Below are 18161 nucleotides of genomic sequence, written 5' to 3' on the forward strand. Positions count from 1 at the left end.
GCCGGTCCCGATGTCCCGCGCGGCCGTCCGCGGATCCGGCGGGGGCACGGCCAGGGCCCGGACGGCTCAGATCCACTCGAGTTTCCAGAGGCGGAAGACGCCGTTGCCGTCCGCCAGGTACTGGCCGCCGCCGACGTCGGCGGTGGTGACGACGTACTCCTTGCGCTGCCACAGCGGGATGACCGGCACGTCGTCGGCGATGGCCTGCTGCAGCTCGCGGAAGTCGTCGGCGACCCGGCTGCGGTCGGCGAACTGCCGGCTGTCGGCGATGAACCCGTCGACGGCCTTGTCGCTGTACCCGGTGTTCATGGTCGACCCGGTGCCGACGAGCGGGGCGGCGAAGGTGTCCGGGTCGGGATAGTCGGCGACCCACCCGACGGCGTACGCGTCGAGCTTGCCGGTGGCCCAGCGCTTCTGGAAGTCGGTCCACTCGTAACCCTTGACGTTCACCTCGAACAGGCCGCTCGCCTCCAGCTGCCGCTTGAGCTCCGCCGCCTCGGCCGCCGCCGCTCCGCTGCCCAGGCCGTAGCCGTAGGTGAGCGTCACCGGGATGCCGACGCCGGCCTTCCGCAGGAGCCTGCGCGCCTTCTCGGAGTTCTGGTCCGGGTAGCTGTCGAAGAAGGAGGTGGTGTGGCCGGTGATGCCGGTCGGGATGAGCGAGTACAGCGGCTCGACGGTTCCGTCGTAGACGGTCGACGCCAGCTGCTCTCGGTCGATCAGCCAGGCCATCGCCTTGCGGACGTCCTTGTCGTGCAGCGGCGAGCCGGAGCGGGTGTCGAAGTACAGGTTGCGGGTCTCGGAGCTGTCGGCCTCGGTCACCCGCTGGCCGGGGTCGCTGGTGTTGAGGGCGGCGAGGGCCGCGGGCGGCAGTTGCCGGGTGGCGGCGTCGACCTCCTTGGCCTTCCAGGCCTTCTGGAGGGCCTCGGGGTCGGCGTAGTAGCGCAGCTCGACGGGCGAGCCGGTGGCCACGGCGCCCCGGTAGCGCGGGTTGGGCGACAGCTCGGCCTTCTTGCCCTTGGTGTACCCGGTCAGCTCGTACGGGCCGGTGCCGTCGACGTCGCCGCCCTCGCGCAGGGCGTCGGCCGGGTAGCGGGTGCGGTCGACGATCGAACCGGCTCCGGTGGCCACCTTGAACGGGAAGGTGGCGTCCGGCGAACCCAGGTGGAAGGTGACGGTCAGGCCCTTGGCGGTGACCGACTTCAAGGTCGAGAACAGGGACGTCGGACCGACGTCCGAGTCGATCGTCCTGACCCGGTCGAAGGAGAACTTCACGTCCTCGGCCGTCACCTTGCCGCCGCCGGCGAACGTCAGGTCGTCGCGCAGCTCGCACGTGTACGTCGTCAGGTTGCCCTTGGCGAAGTCACAGCTCCTGGCCGCGTCCGGCACGGGCGAGACGCCGCCCGGCTCGTACGTCAGCAACGACTGGAAAACGTTGCTGAACAGGGCCCAGGAACCGGCGTCGTAGGCGCCTGCCGGGTCGAGCGAGCTGACGGTGTCCGTGGTGCCGACCGTGATGGCCGCCTCGCTGTTCTCCTTCGACGGCAGCAACTGCCAGCCGCCCACCCCGATCACCGCGAGAACCAGCAGCGTCATGAGTATCCGCATGCGAACAGATCGCATGGTGGTGTCCTGCCTCCCCAGGCCGCCAGAAGGGCCCAGTCCACAAGAAAAAGTGCCGCTCCCCTTGGCGGCGGGCTCACCTAACCACAGGAGTTTCTGGTGGCGGAAGAGAATTCTGACGAGATGAGAAAGAACTTACCGACGGGTGTTTCCGCCGGGTTTCACAGGTTCTTCTCAGGTTCGCGTCAGCGCCTCGAGGCCAGCTGGACGACGGTGATGTCGGACGGGGCGCCCACGCGCGTGGGCGGGCCCCAGGCGCCCGCGCCGCGGGACACGTACAGCTGCGTGTCGCCGTGGCGTTCCAGGCCCGCGACGGTCGGATTCGCGGCGGCGGCGAGGAGGTTGCCGGGCCACAGCTGGCCGCCGTGGGTGTGCCCGGACAGCTGGAGGTCGACGCCGTGGCGTACGGCGTCGTGGATCTGGACGGGCTGGTGGGCGAGGAGCACGCAGGCGCGCGCGGTGTCGCGGTCGCCGAGCGCCTTGCCGAAGTCGGGGCCCTGGCCCTCGCTCTCGCCGGCGACGTCGTTCACGCCGGCCAGGTCGAACCAGGGCAGCTCGGTGCGGGCGTTCTCCAGCGGGTCCAGGCCGAGCCGCCGCACCTCCTCGACCCACTGCGCGGCGCCGGAGAAGTACTCGTGGTTGCCGGTCACGAAGTAGCTGCCGTGCCGCGCCTTCAACTGCGCGAGCGGAGCTGCGGCCGGGCCCAGGTCCTTGACGCTGCCGTCGACGAGGTCGCCGACCACCGCGATCAGGTCCGGCTGGGTCCCGTTGATCGTGTCGACGACCTTCTGCGCGAAGCCCCGGCCGAGGACCGGGCTCAGATGGATGTCGCTGACGACGGCGATGCGGTAGCCGTGGGCGGCGCGCGGGAGTTTGGCGAGGGGTACGGTCACCCGTTTGACGCGGGGGCCGCGCAGCACGCCGTAGGTGCCGTAGCCGACCGTGCCCACGGCGGCCGCGGCCGCCGCGCCCGCCACCGCGCGGGAGACGAACAGTCGCCGGGACGGCCCGGACGCGGTCCCGGCGAGCGGCGCCCCGAGAGCCGCCGGCCCGGCCCCCGACTGCCCGGCCCCCGCCACCCCGGCCTCCACCGGCCCGGGCTCCACCCGCTGCTCGGACTCCAGCCCCTCGGACTGCTGTTGTTCGGACTTCCGCCGCTGGGGACCCCGTTGCCCGGGCCCCCGGCGCTCGGGCTCCCGCTGTCCGGGCTTCGGCCGTTCGGACTCGCCCTGCCGGGGTTCCGGCTGTCCGGCCTCGGGCCGTTCGGGGCCGGGCCGGTCGGAGCCGGGCTGTCCGGGGGCGGGCCGGTCGGGGCCGGAGTGTCCAGGAGCGGGCTGTCCAGGAGCGGGCTGTTCGGGGGCGGGCTGTTCGGGGGCGGGCTGTTCGGGGGCGGGTGCTCCCACCGGGGCGGGTCGCGGACGCGGGCGGGCGCCGGACGCCTCGGCGGGCGTGCCGACGCGGGGCCGCCGCTCCAGAAGGCGGCGCAGCAGCGGCCGTACGGCCTCGCCGGCGAGCACGGCCAGCAGCAGGTACATCGAGAGGGCCAGCCACAGGAAGCCCGGCCAGGCCAGGATCCGCTGCAGCCAGAAGGGCGCGCCGGTGCGTTCGGCGACCAGGGCGCCGATCGCCAGTGTCCAGCCGCCCGCGATCAGCGTCGCGCCGCCGCGGCGCGCCCGGCCGGGGCCGCGGGTCGTGTCGCGGAAGAGTCGCCGCCACAGGTACCAGTTGGCGGCGGCCACGACGGTGAGGGCGAGCAGCGCGAAGACGATCACCACGGTTATGACGCCCGCCGCAGTGCGCGCAGACCACGCAACCCGAGGGCTCCGATGGCCGTCCCCCATACGAAGGAGACGACGGCGAGCGTGAGGTGCACCCAGAAGTACGCGGTGGGCCGGCCGTCGTCGAACGCGAGTCCGCTGCCGTCCTTGACCAGGTTCTTGACGAAAGTGATCCAGATGATCCAGCTCCACACCCCGAAGACGAGCAGGAACCAGGAGAGGCGGCGGCTGAGCGTCATGCGTTCAGTATCGCCGTCCGGTGTCCTGTTCCGTGACCGGGGTGGGGAGGGCGGCGCGACTTCCCGTCGTCCGCCGGGTAATTTCTCCGTCGTGCCCGCACCCATGAAACAGACCGTCAGGCGTGCCCTGCTGGTCACCTCCGCGACCCTCGCGTCTCTCGCGCTGACCGCGCCCGTCTCGCTCGCCGCGCCGAGGCCCTCGCCCTCGCCCGCGGCGTCCGGTTCGCCGTCCGCGCGGGCGTCCGCGTCGCCCACCGGCTCGCCCTCGGCCTCGCCGACGGGCAGTCCGTCGGCCACTCCCCCGGCGGACATGTCGACCGTGGGCGGCGCGAGGCTCGGGCGGCCCGGGACGCAGGTGGCCCTCGCGGGCGGTGCGCCGGTGCTGCCGGGGGGCCTCACCGCGCGGTCGTGGATCGTCGCGGACGCCGAGTCGGGCGACGTGCTGGCCTCGTCCAACGCGCACTGGCGGCTGCCCCCGGCGAGCACGATGAAGATGCTCTTCGCGGACACCGTGCTGCCGAAGTTCCCCAAGAGCACCGTGCACAAGGTCGACCCGAAGGACCTGGCCGGCATGGGGTCGGGTTCCAGCCTCGTCGGCATAAAGGAGGGCGAGACGTACACGGTCCACGACCTGTGGCTCGGCGTCTTCCTGCGCTCCGGCAACGACGCCGTGCACGTGCTGTCGGCGATGAACGGCGGTGTGGCGGCCACGGTCGAGGAGATGAACGAGCACGCGGAGGAGCTGCAGGCCCTCGACACGCACGTCGTCTCCCCCGACGGCTACGACGCCCCGAGGCAGGTGTCCTCGGCGTACGACCTGACGCTGGTCGCCCGTTCGGGCCTGCAGAAGGCGGATTTCCGGGAGTACTGCTCGACCGTCTCGGCCAAGTTCCCCGGCGAGACGACGAAGAACAAGAAGGGCAGGCTCACCCGCGGGTCGTTCGCGATCCAGAACACCAACCGGCTGCTGAGCGGCGACTACGACATCACGCAGTACCCGGGCATCGCGGGCGTGAAGAACGGCAACACCACCAACGCGGGGGCCACCTTCACCGGCGTCGCCGAGCGCAACGGCAAGGTGCTGCTGGTGACGGTCATGAACCCGTCGAAGACGGACCACAACGAGGTCTACAAGGAGGCCGCCGCGCTGCTCGACTGGGGCTTCCAGGCGGCCGGCAAGGTGACGCCGGTGGGCGAGCTGGTCCGGCCGCAGGGCGCGCAGGGCAGCGCGCAGCCCGGCGCGAACCCGTCGTCCGCCGCGCAGGACGGCCAGGCCGGCGGCGCGGGGAACGCGTCGCACAAGCCGGTGGCGGGCGCGGTGGCCGGGAGCGGATCCGGCGGGATGTGGATCGCGCTGGCGATCACCGGCGGTCTGCTGGTGCTGCTCGCGGGCGGCGCGTTCCTGGTCAACCGCCGCTGGCCGCTGCCGGACCTGGTACGACGTCGTCGCTGACGTCGATGTCCCGCGGGTTGTCGGGGGCGCTGCCCGTCGCCGTCCAGGCCGCGCAGTACAGGACCAGTTTCGAGGTGAAGTTGATCCACAGCAGCAGGGCGATGGGCACGCCGAACGCGCCGTACATGCTCTTCGCGGCCACGCCCTGCATGTAGCCGCTCAGCAGCAGCTTCAGCAGTTCGAAGCCGACGGCGCCGATGAGGGCGGCGACGACGAGCCGGCGCCGGGTCGGTTCGACGCCGGGCAGCAGCGTCAGGACGTACAGCAGGACCAGGAAGTCGGCGAGCACCGCGACGGAGAACGCGGCGACGCGCAGCAGGACGCTGCCCCAGCCGGCCTGGTCGATGCCCAGCTCGTCGGTGATCCAGCCGACCAGGGCCGAGGCCAGGGTGGAGATGGCGATGGTCAGCAGGACCGCGCCGCCGAGGCCGACGAGGACGCCCGCGTCCTTGGCCTTGGCGAGGACCGGGTTCTGGTCCTTGTCGGGGCACTCCCACACGGCGCGCAGGCAGTCCCGCATCTGACCGACCCAGCCGATGCCGGTGAGCAGCAGGAGCGCGCCGGCGATGGAGCCGACGGTGCCGGCGTTCTGGACGAGGCTGTGGACGTCGAGCTGGTCGGAGATGCCGGGGACCTGGGCGGCGATCTTGTCCTGGAGTTCCTGCTGCTGGGACTGGCTCAGCGTGGCGGCGGCGATGGCCGCGGCGACGGTGAGCAGCGGGAACAGGGCGACGAAGCTGACGAAGGTCATGGCGGCGGCCAGTCGCGTCCACTTCACCCGGTCCAGGCGCTCGTACGAGCGCCACGCGTGCGTGGCCATGAGGCGCGCGACCCACGGCCCCACTCCGGGAAGCTTTTTCAGCCAGTCCATGATCCCACTCTGCCCCGCTCCGCGCGGCTGACGCGGAAGTCCTCGGGCCCGGGTACCCCGAAAGCGCGGGGCAGTCGCCGGCGGGGCGCCGCGGGCGGCTACCAATCGGCCACCGCGAGCCCGTACATGGCGAGCCAGGCCAGCGCGATGAGGGCGAGGGCGCGGTCGCCGAGGACGACCTCCTCGGGCTCTCCGGCGGCGCCCCGGTCGGCGAAGACGGCGTAGCGCAGGACCGCCAGGACGAAGGCGACGACGGACAGCTGCCGCCAGGGCAGCAGGCTCGTGTGCGCGACGCCGCCCTCCTCCAGGGCCCACAGGCAGTAGCCGAGGACGGCGACCCCGGCGGCCAGTTGCCAGACGAAGCGCAGGTACCCGGTGGTGTACTCGGTGAGCAGGGCGCGCGTCGCGCCCGGGCGCCCGGCCATCTGGACGGCCTCGGAGTAGCGCTTGGCCGCGACCATGAACAGCGCGCCGAACCCGGTGGTGATCAGGAACCAGCGGGACAGGGGGATGCCGAGGGCGAGTCCGCCGGCCGTGGCGCGCATCAGGAAGCCGGTCGTGACGACGACGAGGTCGAGGACCAGGACGTGCTTGAGGCTGAGGCAGTACGCCAGTTGCATGACCAGGTAGGCGGCCAGGAGCGCGGCGACGGCGGGAGTGGTCAGCCGGGCCGCGGCGAGCGGCGCGAGGACCGCGAGGGCGCCCCCGACGGCGTAGGCGACGGGCGCGGGCACCTGTCCGGCGGCGACCGGGCGGTGCCGTTTGGTGGGGTGGGCCCGGTCCGCCTCGGCGTCGCGGGCGTCGTTGACCAGGTAGACGGCGGCGGAGCAGGCGGTGAACAGGACGAAGACCAGCGCGAGCCGGGCGGGGGTGTGCGGCGCGAACAGCCGGCCCGCGGCGGCGGGGGCGGCGACGACCAGCACGTTTTTGATCCACTGCCGTGGGCGGGCGGTGCGCAGGAGTCCGCCGAGGAGGGTGCCGGGGCGGACCGGTGGCCGGGGCGGCTGCGGGCGGCGCGTGCGCTGCTGGTGCAGCAGTGCCTCAGCCACGTCGGCCTCCCTTCGTCCAGCGCGCTCCGAGGCACGCGGTGAGGGCGCCCAGGGCCGCGCCGGCCGCCACGTCGGAGGGGTAGTGGACGCCGACGACGAGCCGGGAGAGGCACATCGCGGCGGCCAGCGGGGGGACGGCGTGGGCGCCGAGCGCGCCGTAGGCGACGGCGGCGGCGGCCGCGGAGGCGGCGTGCGAGCTGGGGAAGGAGTGCCGGCCGGCGGTGCGCACCAGCGGTTCGACGTGGGTGGGGCGCGGGCGGCGGACGATCCGCTTCACGCCCATGCTGGCGAGGTGCGCGCCGGCCGTGAGCGCGGTGGCGCGCAGCCAGACGGCGCGGCGCGGGCCGTCCAGCGCTGCTCCCACGACGCCCGCCGCGATCCACAGCGCGCCGTGTTCGCCCGCCCGGGACAGGGTGCGTGCGGCGCGGGCGACGCCGGGGTCCGCGCCCCGGGCGCGCAGCGCCGTCAGGATCCGATGGTCGAGGTCGCCCGGGTGGCCCAGGTCATCCAGTTCGTCCATGGGGATCCACTGTTCCCGTCGACCCCGGCGGAACTCCGGCAATATGGGGCGACATCCCATTAATCACCCATTTCGGGGATGTCTTTCATGTTTCAGAACTATTCGTTCACATCAGGGCGATACGGTCGCGGACATGCCTGCCGAGACCGCTTCCGAGACAGTTTCCGTCACGGGATGGGGCCGTACGGCTCCCACCACCGCTCGGGTGATCCGCCCCCGGAGCTATCCGGAGGCCGTGGCGGCCGTCCGCGACTGCGGGGTCCGGGGCGGCATCCCCAGGGGTCTGGGGCGGGCCTACGGGGACGCGGCGCAGAACGCGGGCGGGACGGTCATCGACGTCACGGGACTGGACCGGATCCATGTCGTGGACGCCGACGCCGGCGTCGTCCTGTGCGACGCGGGCGTCTCCCTGCACCGGCTCATGGAGGTGCTGCTGCCGCTCGGCTGGTTCGTGCCGGTGACCCCCGGCACCCGTTACGTGACCGTGGGCGGGGCGATCGCCGCCGACATCCACGGCAAGAACCACCATGTCTCGGGCTCCTTCGCCCGCCATGTGACGTCCTTCGAACTGCTGACCGCCGACGGCACGATCCGCACGGTGCGGCCGGGCAGCCCCCTGTTCGACGCGACCGCCGGCGGCATGGGCCTGACCGGGATCGTCCTGACGGCCACGGTGCGGCTGCAGCCGGTGGAGACCTCACTGATGTCGGTCGACACCGAGCGCGCCGCCGACCTCGACGACCTGATGGCCCGGCTGACGACCGGCGACCACCGCTACCGCTACTCCGTGGCGTGGATCGACCTCCTCGCCCGCGGCGCGGCCACCGGGCGCGCGGTGCTGACCCGCGGCGACCACGCGCCGCTGGAGGCGCTGCCCCGCCGCGCGCGCCGGACTCCGCTGTCGTTCGGCCCGTCCCGGCTGCCGGCCGCGCCCGCCTTCCTGCCGCAGGGGCTGCTCACCCGCACGAGCGTCGGACTGTTCAACGAACTCTGGTACCGCAGGGCTCCCCGCGCACGGACCGGCGAACTCCAGCGGCTCTCCGCCTTCTTCCACCCCCTGGACGGCGTCCCGCACTGGAACCGCGTCTACGGCCGCGACGGCTTCGTGCAGTACCAGTTCGTCGTCGGACACGGCCGGGAGGACGCTCTGCGCCGGATCGTGCGGCGGGTCTCGGACCGCCGCTGCCCGTCCTTCCTCGCCGTCCTCAAGCGGTTCGGGGAGGCCGACCCGGGCTGGCTGTCCTTCCCGCGGCCGGGCTGGACCCTCGCCCTGGACGTCCCGGCCGGGCTGCCCGGCCTCGGGGTCCTCCTCGACGAGCTCGACGAGGAGGTGGCCGCGGCCGGGGGCCGCGTCTACCTCGCCAAGGACTCCCGGCTGCGGCCGGACCTGCTCGCCGCGATGTACCCGCGGCTGGACGACTTCCGCGCGCTGCGCGCGGAGCTGGACCCGCGCGGGGTGTTCGTCTCGGACCTCGCCCGTCGCCTCAACTTCCAGGAGCCAGCATGAAGGACGCCTTCGGCCTCCCCCAGTCCCTGCTCGTCCTCGGCGGCACGTCCGAGATCGCCCTGGCCACCGCGCGCCGGCTGATCGCCCGCCGCACCCGCACGGTGTGGCTGGCGGGCCGCCCGTCGCCCGCCCTGGAGGCGGCGGCCGCGGAACTGCGCCTGCTGGGGGCGGACGCGCACACCGTCCCGTTCGACGCGCTGGACCCCGACGCCCACGAGGCGGCGCTCGGCAAGGTGTTCGCCGAGGGCGACGTCGACCTCGTCCTGCTCGCCTTCGGCGTCCTCGGCGACCAGGCGAACGACGAACGCGAGCCCGCGGCCGCGGTGCGCGTCGCGCAGACCAACTACACGGGGGCGGTGTCGGCGGGCCTGATCACCGCGCGCGCCCTGCAGACGCAGGGACACGGCTCGCTGGTCGTGTTGTCCTCCGTCGCCGGCGAGCGGGCCCGCCGCTCGAACTTCATCTACGGCTCCAGCAAGGCCGGGCTCGACGCCTTCGCCCAGGGTCTGGGCGACGCGCTGCACGGCACGGGCGTGCACGTCATGGTGGTGCGCCCCGGGTTCGTCCGGACCAGGATGACCGCCGGAATGCCGCAGCCGCCGCTCGCGACGACGCCGGAGGCGGTCGCCGGCGCCGTCGAGCTGGGACTGCGCCGCCGCTCGGAGACGGTGTGGACGCCGGGCCTGCTGCGCGTGGCGATGGCCGCCCTGCGGCACGTCCCGCGGGGACTGTTCCGACGGCTGCCGATCTAGGGCCTGTCGTTTGGATCAGGCTGCGGGAGTCCGACGGCGCCTGGTCACCGCCGTGAGCGGGGCTTGGTGCGTGCGGGCGCGAGGCGGAGGAGGGAGTCGACGCGGTGGGGCCCCTCCCGCTCGTGCGAAGCCGAGAGCGGGAATCGGCGACCGACGACAACGCCGCAGATGCGCGTGCCGGGCCCCGCGTCTGCAAACTGACCAAACCGACAGGCCCGAGCCGCCGCTAACGCGTCCGCAAAGAGTCGCAGTCCAGGCGGGCGGCCTGCGGGGGGACCACCGCGCCGCCGAAGGGGTACTCGCGCAGCTTGCGCCAGACGCCGTCGGAGCCCTGCTCGGCGAGGGCGAACCCGGTGCAGGGCCACTCGGCCTCGTAGCCGGCGAGCTCCTCGAAGGCCCGGTCCATCGCCGCCTCGTCGATGCCGTGGGCGACGGTGACGTGCGGGTGGTAGGGGAACTGCAGCTCGCGCACCAGGGGCCCGGAGGCGTCGCGGATGCGCTGCTGGAGCCGGGCGCAGGTCTCGGCGCCCTCGACGACCCTCAGGTACACCACCGGCGACAGCGGCCGGAAGGTGCCGGTGCCGGACAGCCGCATCGGGAAGGGCCGGGCGGCCGCGGCGACCGCGGCGAGGTGCGCCTCCACGGCCGGCAGCGCGCCCGCCTCGATCTCGGTCGGCGGCAGCAGCGTGACGTGGGTGGGGATGCCGTGAGCCGCGGCGTCGCCGAAGCCTGTGCGCCGCTCCTGGAGCAGGCTGCCGTGAGGCTCCGGGACCGCGATCGACACGCCGATCGTTACGGTCCCCACGTCTTCTCCTGTCGTCATGTCGTCATGTCGTGATGGCGGGGTGTGGCGCCGGGTTCGTGCTCAGTCGTACGGCTATCGACTGTACGGCCACGGCTGTGCTGTGGGCAGGCGCAGGGGAAGTGATGTGCAGCGCTCTGCCCGCAGGAACGTGTGTGCGGTGCGCCCCGGGCGCCTCCGAGCGCCCTCAGTGCTTCGCGGGCAGGAAGCCCACCCTCTCGTACGTGCGCGAGAGCGTCTCCGCGGCGACCGCGCGCGCCTTCTCCGCGCCCTTGGCGAGGATCGAGTCGAGCGTCTCGGGGTCGTCCAGGTACTGCTGGGTGCGGTCCCGGAACGGCGTCACGAAGTCGACGACGACCTCGGCGAGGTCCGTCTTGAGCGCGCCGTAGAGCTTGCCCTCGTACTGCCGCTCCAGTTCGGCCACGCTCGTGCCGGTGAGGGTCGAGTAGATGCCGAGCAGGTTGCTCACGCCCGGCTTGTTCTCGGCGTCGTAGCGGATCACCGTGTCGGTGTCCGTGACCGCGCTTCTCACCTTCTTGGCGGTGGTCTTCGGCTCGTCGAGCAGGTTGATGAGGCCCTTCGGCGTGGAGGCCGACTTGCTCATCTTGATCGACGGGTCCTGGAGGTCGTAGATCTTGCCCGTCTCGCGCAGGATGTACGGCTTCGGGATCGTGAAGGTGTCGCCGTAGCGGCCGTTGAAGCGCTCGGCGAGGTCGCGGGTGAGCTCGATGTGCTGGCGCTGGTCCTCGCCGACCGGGACCTCGTCGGCCTGGTACAGCAGGATGTCGGCGACCTGCAGGATCGGGTACGTGAACAGGCCGACGCTCGCGCGGTCGGCGCCCTGCCGGGCGGACTTGTCCTTGAACTGCGTCATCCGGCTGGCCTCGCCGAAGCCGGTGAGGCAGTTCATCACCCAGGCGAGCTGCGCGTGCTCGGGGACGTGGCTCTGGACGAACAGCGTGCAGCGCTCGGGGTCGAGACCGGCCGCGAGGAGCTGGGCGGCGGCCAACCGCGTGTTGGCGCTGAGCTCCTTCGGGTCCTGCGGGACCGTGATCGCGTGCAGGTCGACGACCATGTAGAACGCGTCGTGGGACTCCTGCAGGGCCACCCACTGACGGACGGCGCCGAGGTAGTTGCCGAGGTGGAACGAGCCTGCGGTGGGCTGGATTCCGGAGAGCACGCGAGGTCGGTCTGAGGCCATGCCCACATTGTCGCAGAGCCCGGACAGCGGCCGGAACGCGTCCCGGGCGGCCTGGGCGGGGCCGCCCGGGACGGCGTGTCAGCCGAGGTCGATCTCGGGGTAGAGCGGGAAGCCGGCGACCAGGTCCGTCGCCCGGCGGGAGATCTCGTCGGAGACCTTCTCGTCGAGGACGTGGGAGGCCTTGGACGGGGCGCCCGACTTGGTGACGCCCGGCTCCGCGGTGGTGAGGACCCGGTCGATCAGGCCCGCCACCTCGTCCATCTCGGCCGTGCCCAGGCCCCGGGTGGTGAGCGCGGGCGTGCCGATGCGGATGCCGGAGGTGTACCAGGCGCCGTTGGGGTCGGCGGGGATGGCGTTGCGGTTGGTGACGATGCCCGAGTCGAGCAGCGCGGCCTCGGCCTGGCGGCCGGTGAGGCCGTAGGAGGAGGCGACGTCGATCAGGTTCAGGTGGTTGTCCGTGCCGCCGGTGACGAGGGTCGCGCCCCGGCGCATCAGGCCCTCGGCCAGCGCGCGGGAGTTGTCGACGATGCGCTGGGCGTAGTCCTGGAAGGAGGGCTGCCGGGCCTCGGCGAGGGCGACGGCCTTGGCGGCCATGACGTGCGGGAGCGGGCCGCCGAGGACCATCGGGCAGCCGCGGTCGACCTGGTCCTTGAGGGAGTCGTCGCACAGGACCATGCCGCCGCGCGGGCCGCGCAGCGACTTGTGGGTGGTGGTGGTGACGATCTGGGCGTGCGGGACCGGGTCGAAGTCGCCGGTGAGGACCTTGCCCGCGACCAGGCCCGCGAAGTGCGCCATGTCGACCATCAGCGTCGCGCCGACCTCGTCGGCGATCTCCCGCATGATCCGGAAGTTCACCAGGCGGGGGTAGGCCGAGTAGCCCGCGACGATGATCATCGGCTGGAACTCGCGGGCCGACGTGCGCAGCGCGTCGTAGTCGATGAGGCCGGTCGCGGGGTCCGTGCCGTAGGAGCGCTGATCGAACATCTTGCCGGAGATGTTGGGGCGGAAGCCGTGGGTGAGGTGGCCGCCGGCGTCCAGGGACATGCCGAGCATGCGCTGGTTGCCGAAGGCCTGGCGCAGTTCCGCCCAGTCGGCCTCGGAGAGGTCGTTGACCTGGCGGGCGCCGGTCTTCTCCAGGAAGGGGGCCTCGACCCGGTCGGCGAGGACGGCCCAGAAGGCGACCAGGTTGGCGTCGATGCCGGAGTGCGGCTGGACGTAGGCGTGGCGGGCCCCGAAGAGCTCGCGGGCGTGCTCGGCGGCGAGCGACTCGACGGTGTCGACGTTGCGGCAGCCGGCGTAGAAGCGGCGGCCGACGGTCCCCTCGGCGTACTTGTCGCTGAACCAGTTGCCCATCGCCAGGAGGGTGGCCGGGGAGGCGTAGTTCTCGGAGGCGATCAGCTTGAGCATCTCGCGCTGGTCGTGCACCTCCTGGCCGATGGCGTCGGCGACGCGCGGCTCGACGGCGCGGATCACGTCGAGGGCGGCGCGGAAGGCGGTGGACTCGGTGGAGAGGGGCTGGTGCTCGGACATGTCGTCGGCCTCCGGGTTGCGTGGCGTGCGAGCGGTCACGGTCTCGGTCTGGCCCAGGCGCACGGCACTCTCACTGCTCAAGGGCCGCTCCCCGATGGTCCGTCCCATCCCAGCGCGCCAGTCACGACCCGCTCGCCAGCCTACCGGGTGCCGGTCAGAGGATCACGTGCGGGACGAAGCGGGCGTACTCGTCGGTGATCAGGCCGGAGGACTCGCGGATGCCGAGCCCGGCCGGCTCGTCCTGCACGACCCAGGCGCCGAGGACGACGTGATTGCCGTCGAAGGCGGGCAGCGGGGCGAGCTCCTGGTAGCAGCGGAGCTCGCCGTCCGGTGCGCCCGACGGGCCGTCGACGGGGGCGGCGCCCTTCTCGTGGATCGTGACGCCGGCGCCCTCGCGGCCGAGGAGGGGCTTGGCGACGTAGCCGGTGGTGCGCGCCAGCTCGCGCGGGCCGTCCAGGTAGGCGGGCAGCAGGTTGGGGTGGCCGGGGTACAGCTCCCACAGGACGGCGAGCAGCGCCTTGTTGCTGAGGAGCATCTTCCAGGCCGGCTCGATCCACAGCGTCGAGCCGGTGCCGCCGCCGTTGTCGAGGGTGTCCAGGACATGACCGGCGAAGCGGTCGGTGGTGAGCCACTCCCAGGGGTAGAGCTTGAAGCAGCTGCGGATGAAGCGGAGCCCGCCGTCGACGAAGCGGCCGGACAGCGGGTCCCAGCCGATCTCCTCCATCGACGTCCAGGCCGTGTCCAGGCCGGCCTGCTCCGCGGTCTCCTTGAGGTAGGCGACCGTCATGAGGTCCTCGCCGAGTTCGTCGGCCGAGGAGTGCGCGAAGTGCAGCGGGGCGCCGGGCGGCAGCAGGGCGGCCTGTCCGCGCCAGGCGGCGACCAGGCGTTCGTGCAGGGAGTTCCACTGGTCGGCGCCGGGGAAGCGGTCCTCCATCCAGAACCACTGGGGGGAGGCGGCCTCGACCAGGGAGGTGGGGGTGTCGGCGTTGTACTCCAGGAGTCTGGCCGGGCCGGTCCCGTCGTAGTGGAGGTCGAACCGGCCGTAGACGGAAGGGAGTTCGGCCCGCCGCCGCCAGGCCTCGGCGACCGCCGCGGCGACGCGCGGGTCGGTGATGCCGAGGTCGCCGAGGCGGTCGGAGTCGACGAGGTGGGCGGCCGCCGCCAGGCACATGGCGTGCAGTTCCTCGACGGTCTCCTCCAGCGCCTCGATCTCGTCGAGGGTGAACGCGTAGTAGGCGCTCTCGTCCCAGTAGGGGCGCAGCACACCGTCGGGATGACGGGTGAGGGGGTAGACGAGCCCCTGCTCCTCGACGGTGCGCTGCCAGTCGGGGCGGGGTTCGACGGTGTGGCGTCGCATGGTGACGGTGTCCTGTTCGGCGGTCGGTCGTCCGGTCCTGCGGTCGCCCGGCGGCTCAGCCGCCCGAGCCGCCCTTGTGGCCGCCGTCGCCGAAGCCGCCGCGATCGACGCCGCCGGAGCCGCCGCCGCTGCTCGAACCCCCCGAGCCCTTGCCGGACTTGGTGAGGGAGCCGCCGTCGACGAAGGAGCCCTTCTTGCTGCCGCCGTAGTACCAGACGCCGTGCGACGTGGTCGAGCCGGACTTGCAGTTCTTGTCGGCGACGACCTTGTACCCCTTGGCGCGGGTGTAACTGTCGCGGTCGACACAGCGCTTGTCCGGGTCGGAGGAGCAGGCGGTGAGGGCCGTGGCCAGCAGGCTCACGCCCCCGAGCACGACCGTGCCCGAACGAAACCGTCGACGTATGTCCGCCATGTCCTGTCTCCCCGTGTCGGATCGCCCCTACGCGCGATGTCCGGCCGACAGCCTAGACACCGGTGAGAAGCCGGTCCATGGCGGCCCGTCGGCGGGCCCTCGCCTACAGTCCTCTCGTGCTCTTGGGAATGGTGTGCGCGCTCTGCGCGGCGGTCTGCTTCGGTGCGGCGACGGTGTTGCAGGCGGTGGCCGCGCGGGCGGCGGCCGCCGAGTCGGACGCCGGGGGCGGTGCGGCGGCGGACGTGGCGCTGCTGCTGCGGGCCGTGCGCCAGTGGCGGTACGTGGCCGGACTGGGGCTGGACGGACTGGGCTTCGTGTTCCAGATCGTCGCGCTGCGCTCGGTGCCGATCTACGCCGTGGGCGCGGCCCTCGCGTCCAGCCTCGCGGTGACGGCGGTGGTCGCGGCCCGGCTGCTGCACGTGCGGTTGAGCCGGACCGAGTGGGCGGCTGTGGCGGTGGTGTGCGCGGGGCTGGCGATGCTGGGGCTGGCCTCCGGGGCGGAGGGCGAGGAGAGCGGGCCGGCGGCGCTGCCGTGGTGGATGCTCGGCGCGGCGGGGGCGGTGCTGCTGCTGGGGCTGGCCGGCGGGCGGCTGCCCGAGCGGGGGCGGGCGCTGACGCTGGGTCTGGGCGCCGGCTGCGGGTTCGGCGTGGTGGAGGTGTCGGTCCGGCTGATCGACTCGGTCTCCCCCGTGAAGCTGCTCGCCGACCCGGCCCTGTACGCCCTGCTGGTGGGCGGCGGTGCCGCGTTCCTGCTGCTGACGACGGCTCTGCAGCGCGGGTCGGTGACGACGGCCACGGCCGGGACAGTGATCGGGGAGACGATCGGGCCGGCGCTGGTCGGGGTGGTGTGGCTGGGGGACCGGACCCGCGAGGGGCTGGCCTGGCTGGCCGTGCTGGGGTTCGCCGTCGCCGTCGCGGGCGCGTTGGCGCTGGCCCGGTTCGGGGAGGCGCCGGAAGCTTCGCCGCCCGCTGAGTGAAGGCCGTCCGTCCCCTGAGGTCACCTGCGCCCCTGTGCTCCCGGCTGCTCGTCCGCTGATGAATCGGATGCGCAGCCGCTTTTTTCTTTTCGATTCCGCCCACACAAGTGACGAGCCCCACCCAAAGCCGCTTTTCGGACAGTCCGCGACAGTCGTAGAACTTTGAAGAACCTGTGAACGCAAGCGCTCTCTCCTGCGTACTCGTCGGTGTGACCAGTAATCCCGTCACCGTCACCGCCGCATATCGAGTGGTGCCGGGCCGAGAGGCCGACTTCCATTCCTGGGGGTGGGCCATGCTGGGCGCGAGCGCACAGCAGCCCGGATTCCTGGGGGGCGGTGTCCTTGTCGACGGAGAGGCGGAATGGCATGTGGTCTATCGCTTCGCGAGCGACGGCACCGCCCGCGCCTGGGAGGCCTCCACGGCCAAGGTGGAGTGGGACGAACGGGCACTGGGCATCGCCCGGCAGACCGACCGCAGAAGCGTACGGGGCTCCAAGGCCTGGTTCGAATCCCAGTCCCCCGCACCGAAGACGCCGGCCCCGCCGTCGAAATGGAAGCTCTGGTTCGTGAACATGAGCGCGGTTTTCCCGCCGGTGCTCCTTTTCAATCTCATTGCGCTTCCCTATCTCGGCGGACTCAATCCGATTGTTCGCACACTGCTCCTCTGTCTGTGCGTGACGGCCCTCGTCACGTGGATTCTCATGCCCCGCCTTCAGCGTTTCTTCAAGAAATGGCTGTATCCACCGCTCCAGGCGCTGCGCGGACGGCACAAACGACGCACCGCGTAAGCCGAAGAACGACCCTAGGGAGGTGGGCGGGTGAAGACCCTGCTCATCGACAATTACGACTCGTACACGTACAACCTGTTCCAGCTGATCGCCGAGGTGAACGGCGAGGAGCCGGTGGTGGTCCTCAACGACGCCCCCGCGGACGCCGTCGACCTCGCCGCCTTCGACAACGTGGTGGTGTCGCCCGGCCCCGGGCATCCCGCCACGGCACGTGACTTCGGCATCAGCGCCCGGGTGCTCGCCGAGGCCCCGGTGCCGGTGCTCGGCGTCTGTCTGGGTCACCAGGGCATCGCGCACGGGGAGGGCGCCCGGGTGACCGCCGCCCCGGAGCCCCGGCACGGTCATCTGTCGAGCGTCCGGCACGACGGGCGCGACCTGTTCCAGGGGCTGCCGCAGAACTTCACCGCGGTCCGCTACCACTCGCTGGCCGTGCGCGAGCCGCTGCCCGACTCGCTGGAGGCCACCGCCTGGGCGGAGGACGGCGTCCTGATGGGGCTGCGGCACCGCGAACGGGCGCTGTGGGGCGTGCAGTTCCACCCGGAGTCGGTGCTGACCGAGTACGGCCACCGGATGCTCGTCAACTTCCGCAACCTGACGGCCGAGCGGGCCCGCAGGCCGCGCACCAAGAACACCGCGGTGCCCTCGACGGCGGCGGCCTCCCCGCGGACCGCGGCGGCCCCCCTCCCGGTCCCCCGGCCCCGCCGTCCCGCCCACCGCCTGCACACCCGCCGCATCGCCGAGACGATCGACACGCAGGCCGCGTTCACGCGGCTGTACGCCGACTCGCCGCGGGCGTTCTGGCTGGACAGCTCCCGGGTCGAGGAAGGCCTCTCCCGCTTCTCGTTCCTCGGCGACGACAGCGGACCGCTCGCCGAGTTCGTCCGCTACGACGTCGAAGCCGGCCACTGCGAGATCGAACGCGCCGGGCGGCCCACGCGCAAGGTCCGGGCGAGCGTCTTCGACTACCTCAAACGGCAGTTGGCCAACCGCCGGGTCGACGCCACCGGGCTGCCGTTCGACTTCACCGGCGGCTACGTCGGCTACTTCGGCTACGAGACGAAGGCCGACTGCGGCTCCCCGAACCGGCACCGCTCCGCCACCCCGGACGCCTGCTGGCTGTTCGCCGACCGGCTCGTCGCGGTGGACCACCAGGAGGGGTTCACCTACGCGGTCTGCGTGGCCGAGGACACCCCGCAGGCCGGCCAGGAGGCCGCGGACTGGCTGGAGAGCACGCTGACCAGGCTGGCCGCGCTCCCCACCGAGCCGGCCCGCCCCCGCCGCACGCCGCGCACACCGGCCCCGGCC

Annotated in this window: 17 protein-coding genes; 6 read left to right on the top strand and 11 right to left on the bottom strand. The window is 72.6% G+C overall.

Going from position 1 to position 18161, the window contains the following annotated elements:
• Positions 1 to 66 precede the first annotated feature (66 nt).
• From ACFVYK_RS23980 to ACFVYK_RS23990, 3 genes are all read right to left on the bottom strand, one after another.
• Positions 67 to 1620 carry an ABC transporter substrate-binding protein gene (locus ACFVYK_RS23980; RefSeq protein ID WP_389777426.1) on the bottom strand — a complete coding sequence of 518 codons (1554 nt, stop codon included), beginning with the start codon at positions 1618 to 1620 and terminating at the stop codon, positions 67 to 69.
• Positions 1621 to 1805: 185 nt separating this feature from the next.
• Positions 1806 to 3395 carry a metallophosphoesterase gene (locus tag ACFVYK_RS23985; RefSeq protein ID WP_389777428.1) on the bottom strand — a complete coding sequence of 530 codons (1590 nt, stop codon included), beginning with the start codon at positions 3393 to 3395 and terminating at the stop codon, positions 1806 to 1808.
• 2 nt (positions 3396 to 3397) lie between these two features.
• A complete protein-coding gene (locus tag ACFVYK_RS23990) occupies positions 3398 to 3637 on the bottom strand; it encodes an SCO4848 family membrane protein (RefSeq protein WP_389777430.1) in 240 nt (79 codons plus the stop codon).
• Between the two features lie 91 nt (positions 3638 to 3728).
• On the opposite strand from ACFVYK_RS23990, the gene ACFVYK_RS23995 reads away from it, so the two are divergent.
• Positions 3729 to 5090 (top strand): D-alanyl-D-alanine carboxypeptidase, encoded by a 1362-nt coding sequence (locus tag ACFVYK_RS23995; RefSeq protein ID WP_389777432.1) that lies wholly within the window; start codon positions 3729 to 3731, stop codon positions 5088 to 5090.
• Here the strand turns inward: ACFVYK_RS23995 and ACFVYK_RS24000 are convergent.
• From ACFVYK_RS24000 to ACFVYK_RS24010, 3 genes are all read right to left on the bottom strand, one after another.
• Positions 5044 to 5961, bottom strand: a complete 918-nt coding sequence (locus ACFVYK_RS24000; protein WP_389777435.1) for a YihY/virulence factor BrkB family protein — start codon at positions 5959 to 5961, stop codon at positions 5044 to 5046. The genes ACFVYK_RS23995 and ACFVYK_RS24000 overlap by 47 nt on opposite strands.
• Before the next feature lie 98 nt (positions 5962 to 6059).
• Positions 6060 to 7010: a decaprenyl-phosphate phosphoribosyltransferase gene (locus tag ACFVYK_RS24005; RefSeq protein ID WP_389777438.1), complete on the bottom strand. Its 951-nt coding sequence runs from the start codon at positions 7008 to 7010 to the stop codon at positions 6060 to 6062.
• On the bottom strand, positions 7003 to 7530 hold the full coding sequence (locus ACFVYK_RS24010) for a phosphatase PAP2 family protein (RefSeq protein WP_389777441.1): 528 nt from the start codon (positions 7528 to 7530) through the stop codon (positions 7003 to 7005). Before ACFVYK_RS24010 ends, ACFVYK_RS24005 begins: the two co-directional genes overlap by 8 nt.
• Before the next feature lie 133 nt (positions 7531 to 7663).
• Between ACFVYK_RS24010 and ACFVYK_RS24015 the strand changes: the two genes are divergently transcribed.
• Both ACFVYK_RS24015 and ACFVYK_RS24020 read left to right on the top strand, forming a co-directional pair.
• The gene (locus tag ACFVYK_RS24015; RefSeq protein WP_389777444.1) at positions 7664 to 9037 is read left to right on the top strand and encodes an FAD-binding protein; all 1374 of its coding nucleotides are present in this window, start codon (positions 7664 to 7666) and stop codon (positions 9035 to 9037) included.
• Positions 9034 to 9789, top strand: coding sequence for a decaprenylphospho-beta-D-erythro-pentofuranosid-2-ulose 2-reductase (locus tag ACFVYK_RS24020; protein ID WP_389777446.1), 756 nt, complete (start codon positions 9034 to 9036; stop codon positions 9787 to 9789). The genes ACFVYK_RS24015 and ACFVYK_RS24020 overlap by 4 nt, the downstream gene beginning before the upstream one ends.
• A gap of 226 nt (positions 9790 to 10015) precedes the next feature.
• Here ACFVYK_RS24020 and ACFVYK_RS24025 read toward each other — a convergent pair whose 3' ends face one another.
• The 5 genes from ACFVYK_RS24025 to ACFVYK_RS24045 all read right to left on the bottom strand — a co-directional run bounded on the left by ACFVYK_RS24025 (position 10016) and on the right by ACFVYK_RS24045 (position 15091).
• Positions 10016 to 10594: a 2'-5' RNA ligase family protein gene (locus tag ACFVYK_RS24025; protein ID WP_389777447.1), complete on the bottom strand. Its 579-nt coding sequence runs from the start codon at positions 10592 to 10594 to the stop codon at positions 10016 to 10018.
• A gap of 184 nt (positions 10595 to 10778) precedes the next feature.
• Entirely contained in the window at positions 10779 to 11792 is a 1014-nt protein-coding gene (gene trpS, locus ACFVYK_RS24030; protein WP_389777450.1) for a tryptophan--tRNA ligase, read from the bottom strand.
• Positions 11793 to 11870: 78 nt separating this feature from the next.
• On the bottom strand, positions 11871 to 13322 hold the full coding sequence (locus ACFVYK_RS24035; RefSeq protein WP_389777472.1) for a glycine hydroxymethyltransferase: 1452 nt from the start codon (positions 13320 to 13322) through the stop codon (positions 11871 to 11873).
• A 154-nt stretch (positions 13323 to 13476) separates the two neighbouring features.
• Positions 13477 to 14679: a glutathionylspermidine synthase family protein gene (locus ACFVYK_RS24040; protein ID WP_389777452.1), complete on the bottom strand. Its 1203-nt coding sequence runs from the start codon at positions 14677 to 14679 to the stop codon at positions 13477 to 13479.
• 55 nt (positions 14680 to 14734) lie between these two features.
• Entirely contained in the window at positions 14735 to 15091 is a 357-nt protein-coding gene (locus ACFVYK_RS24045; RefSeq protein WP_389777455.1) for a hypothetical protein, read from the bottom strand.
• A 128-nt stretch (positions 15092 to 15219) separates the two neighbouring features.
• Here ACFVYK_RS24045 and ACFVYK_RS24050 point away from each other — a divergent pair, with 128 nt between their 5' ends.
• From ACFVYK_RS24050 to ACFVYK_RS24060, 3 genes are all read left to right on the top strand, one after another.
• Positions 15220 to 16068, top strand: a complete 849-nt coding sequence (locus ACFVYK_RS24050) for a hypothetical protein (protein ID WP_389777475.1) — start codon at positions 15220 to 15222, stop codon at positions 16066 to 16068.
• Positions 16069 to 16277: 209 nt separating this feature from the next.
• Complete coding sequence (locus ACFVYK_RS24055) at positions 16278 to 16856, top strand: hypothetical protein (protein WP_389777458.1); 579 nt, start codon at positions 16278 to 16280, stop codon at positions 16854 to 16856.
• A 30-nt stretch (positions 16857 to 16886) separates the two neighbouring features.
• On the top strand, positions 16887 to 18161 hold a 1275-nt coding region (locus tag ACFVYK_RS24060; RefSeq protein WP_389777460.1), incomplete at its 3' end, for a gamma-glutamyl-gamma-aminobutyrate hydrolase family protein.

This window comes from Streptomyces sp. NPDC058291, from assembly GCF_042880855.1.
Lineage (GTDB): Bacteria > Actinomycetota > Actinomycetes > Streptomycetales > Streptomycetaceae > Streptomyces.

Excerpts from the sequence above, each read along its gene's own strand:
- ACFVYK_RS23990 (WP_389777430.1), bottom strand. The coding sequence starts at position 3,637 with ATGACGCTCAGCCGCCGCCTCTCCTGGTTCCTGCTCGTCTTCGGGGTG.
- ACFVYK_RS24000 (WP_389777435.1), bottom strand. The coding sequence starts at position 5,961 with ATGGACTGGCTGAAAAAGCTTCCCGGAGTGGGGCCGTGGGTCGCGCGC.
- ACFVYK_RS24015 (WP_389777444.1), top strand. The coding sequence starts at position 7,664 with ATGCCTGCCGAGACCGCTTCCGAGACAGTTTCCGTCACGGGATGGGGC.
- ACFVYK_RS24040 (WP_389777452.1), bottom strand. The coding sequence starts at position 14,679 with ATGCGACGCCACACCGTCGAACCCCGCCCCGACTGGCAGCGCACCGTC.
- ACFVYK_RS24045 (WP_389777455.1), bottom strand. The coding sequence starts at position 15,091 with ATGGCGGACATACGTCGACGGTTTCGTTCGGGCACGGTCGTGCTCGGG.
- trpS (WP_389777450.1), bottom strand. The coding sequence starts at position 11,792 with ATGGCCTCAGACCGACCTCGCGTGCTCTCCGGAATCCAGCCCACCGCA.
- ACFVYK_RS23980 (WP_389777426.1), bottom strand. The coding sequence starts at position 1,620 with ATGCGATCTGTTCGCATGCGGATACTCATGACGCTGCTGGTTCTCGCG.
- ACFVYK_RS24050 (WP_389777475.1), top strand. The coding sequence starts at position 15,220 with ATGGTGTGCGCGCTCTGCGCGGCGGTCTGCTTCGGTGCGGCGACGGTG.
- ACFVYK_RS24035 (WP_389777472.1), bottom strand. The coding sequence starts at position 13,322 with ATGTCCGAGCACCAGCCCCTCTCCACCGAGTCCACCGCCTTCCGCGCC.
- ACFVYK_RS24010 (WP_389777441.1), bottom strand. The coding sequence starts at position 7,530 with ATGGACGAACTGGATGACCTGGGCCACCCGGGCGACCTCGACCATCGG.
- ACFVYK_RS24020 (WP_389777446.1), top strand. The coding sequence starts at position 9,034 with ATGAAGGACGCCTTCGGCCTCCCCCAGTCCCTGCTCGTCCTCGGCGGC.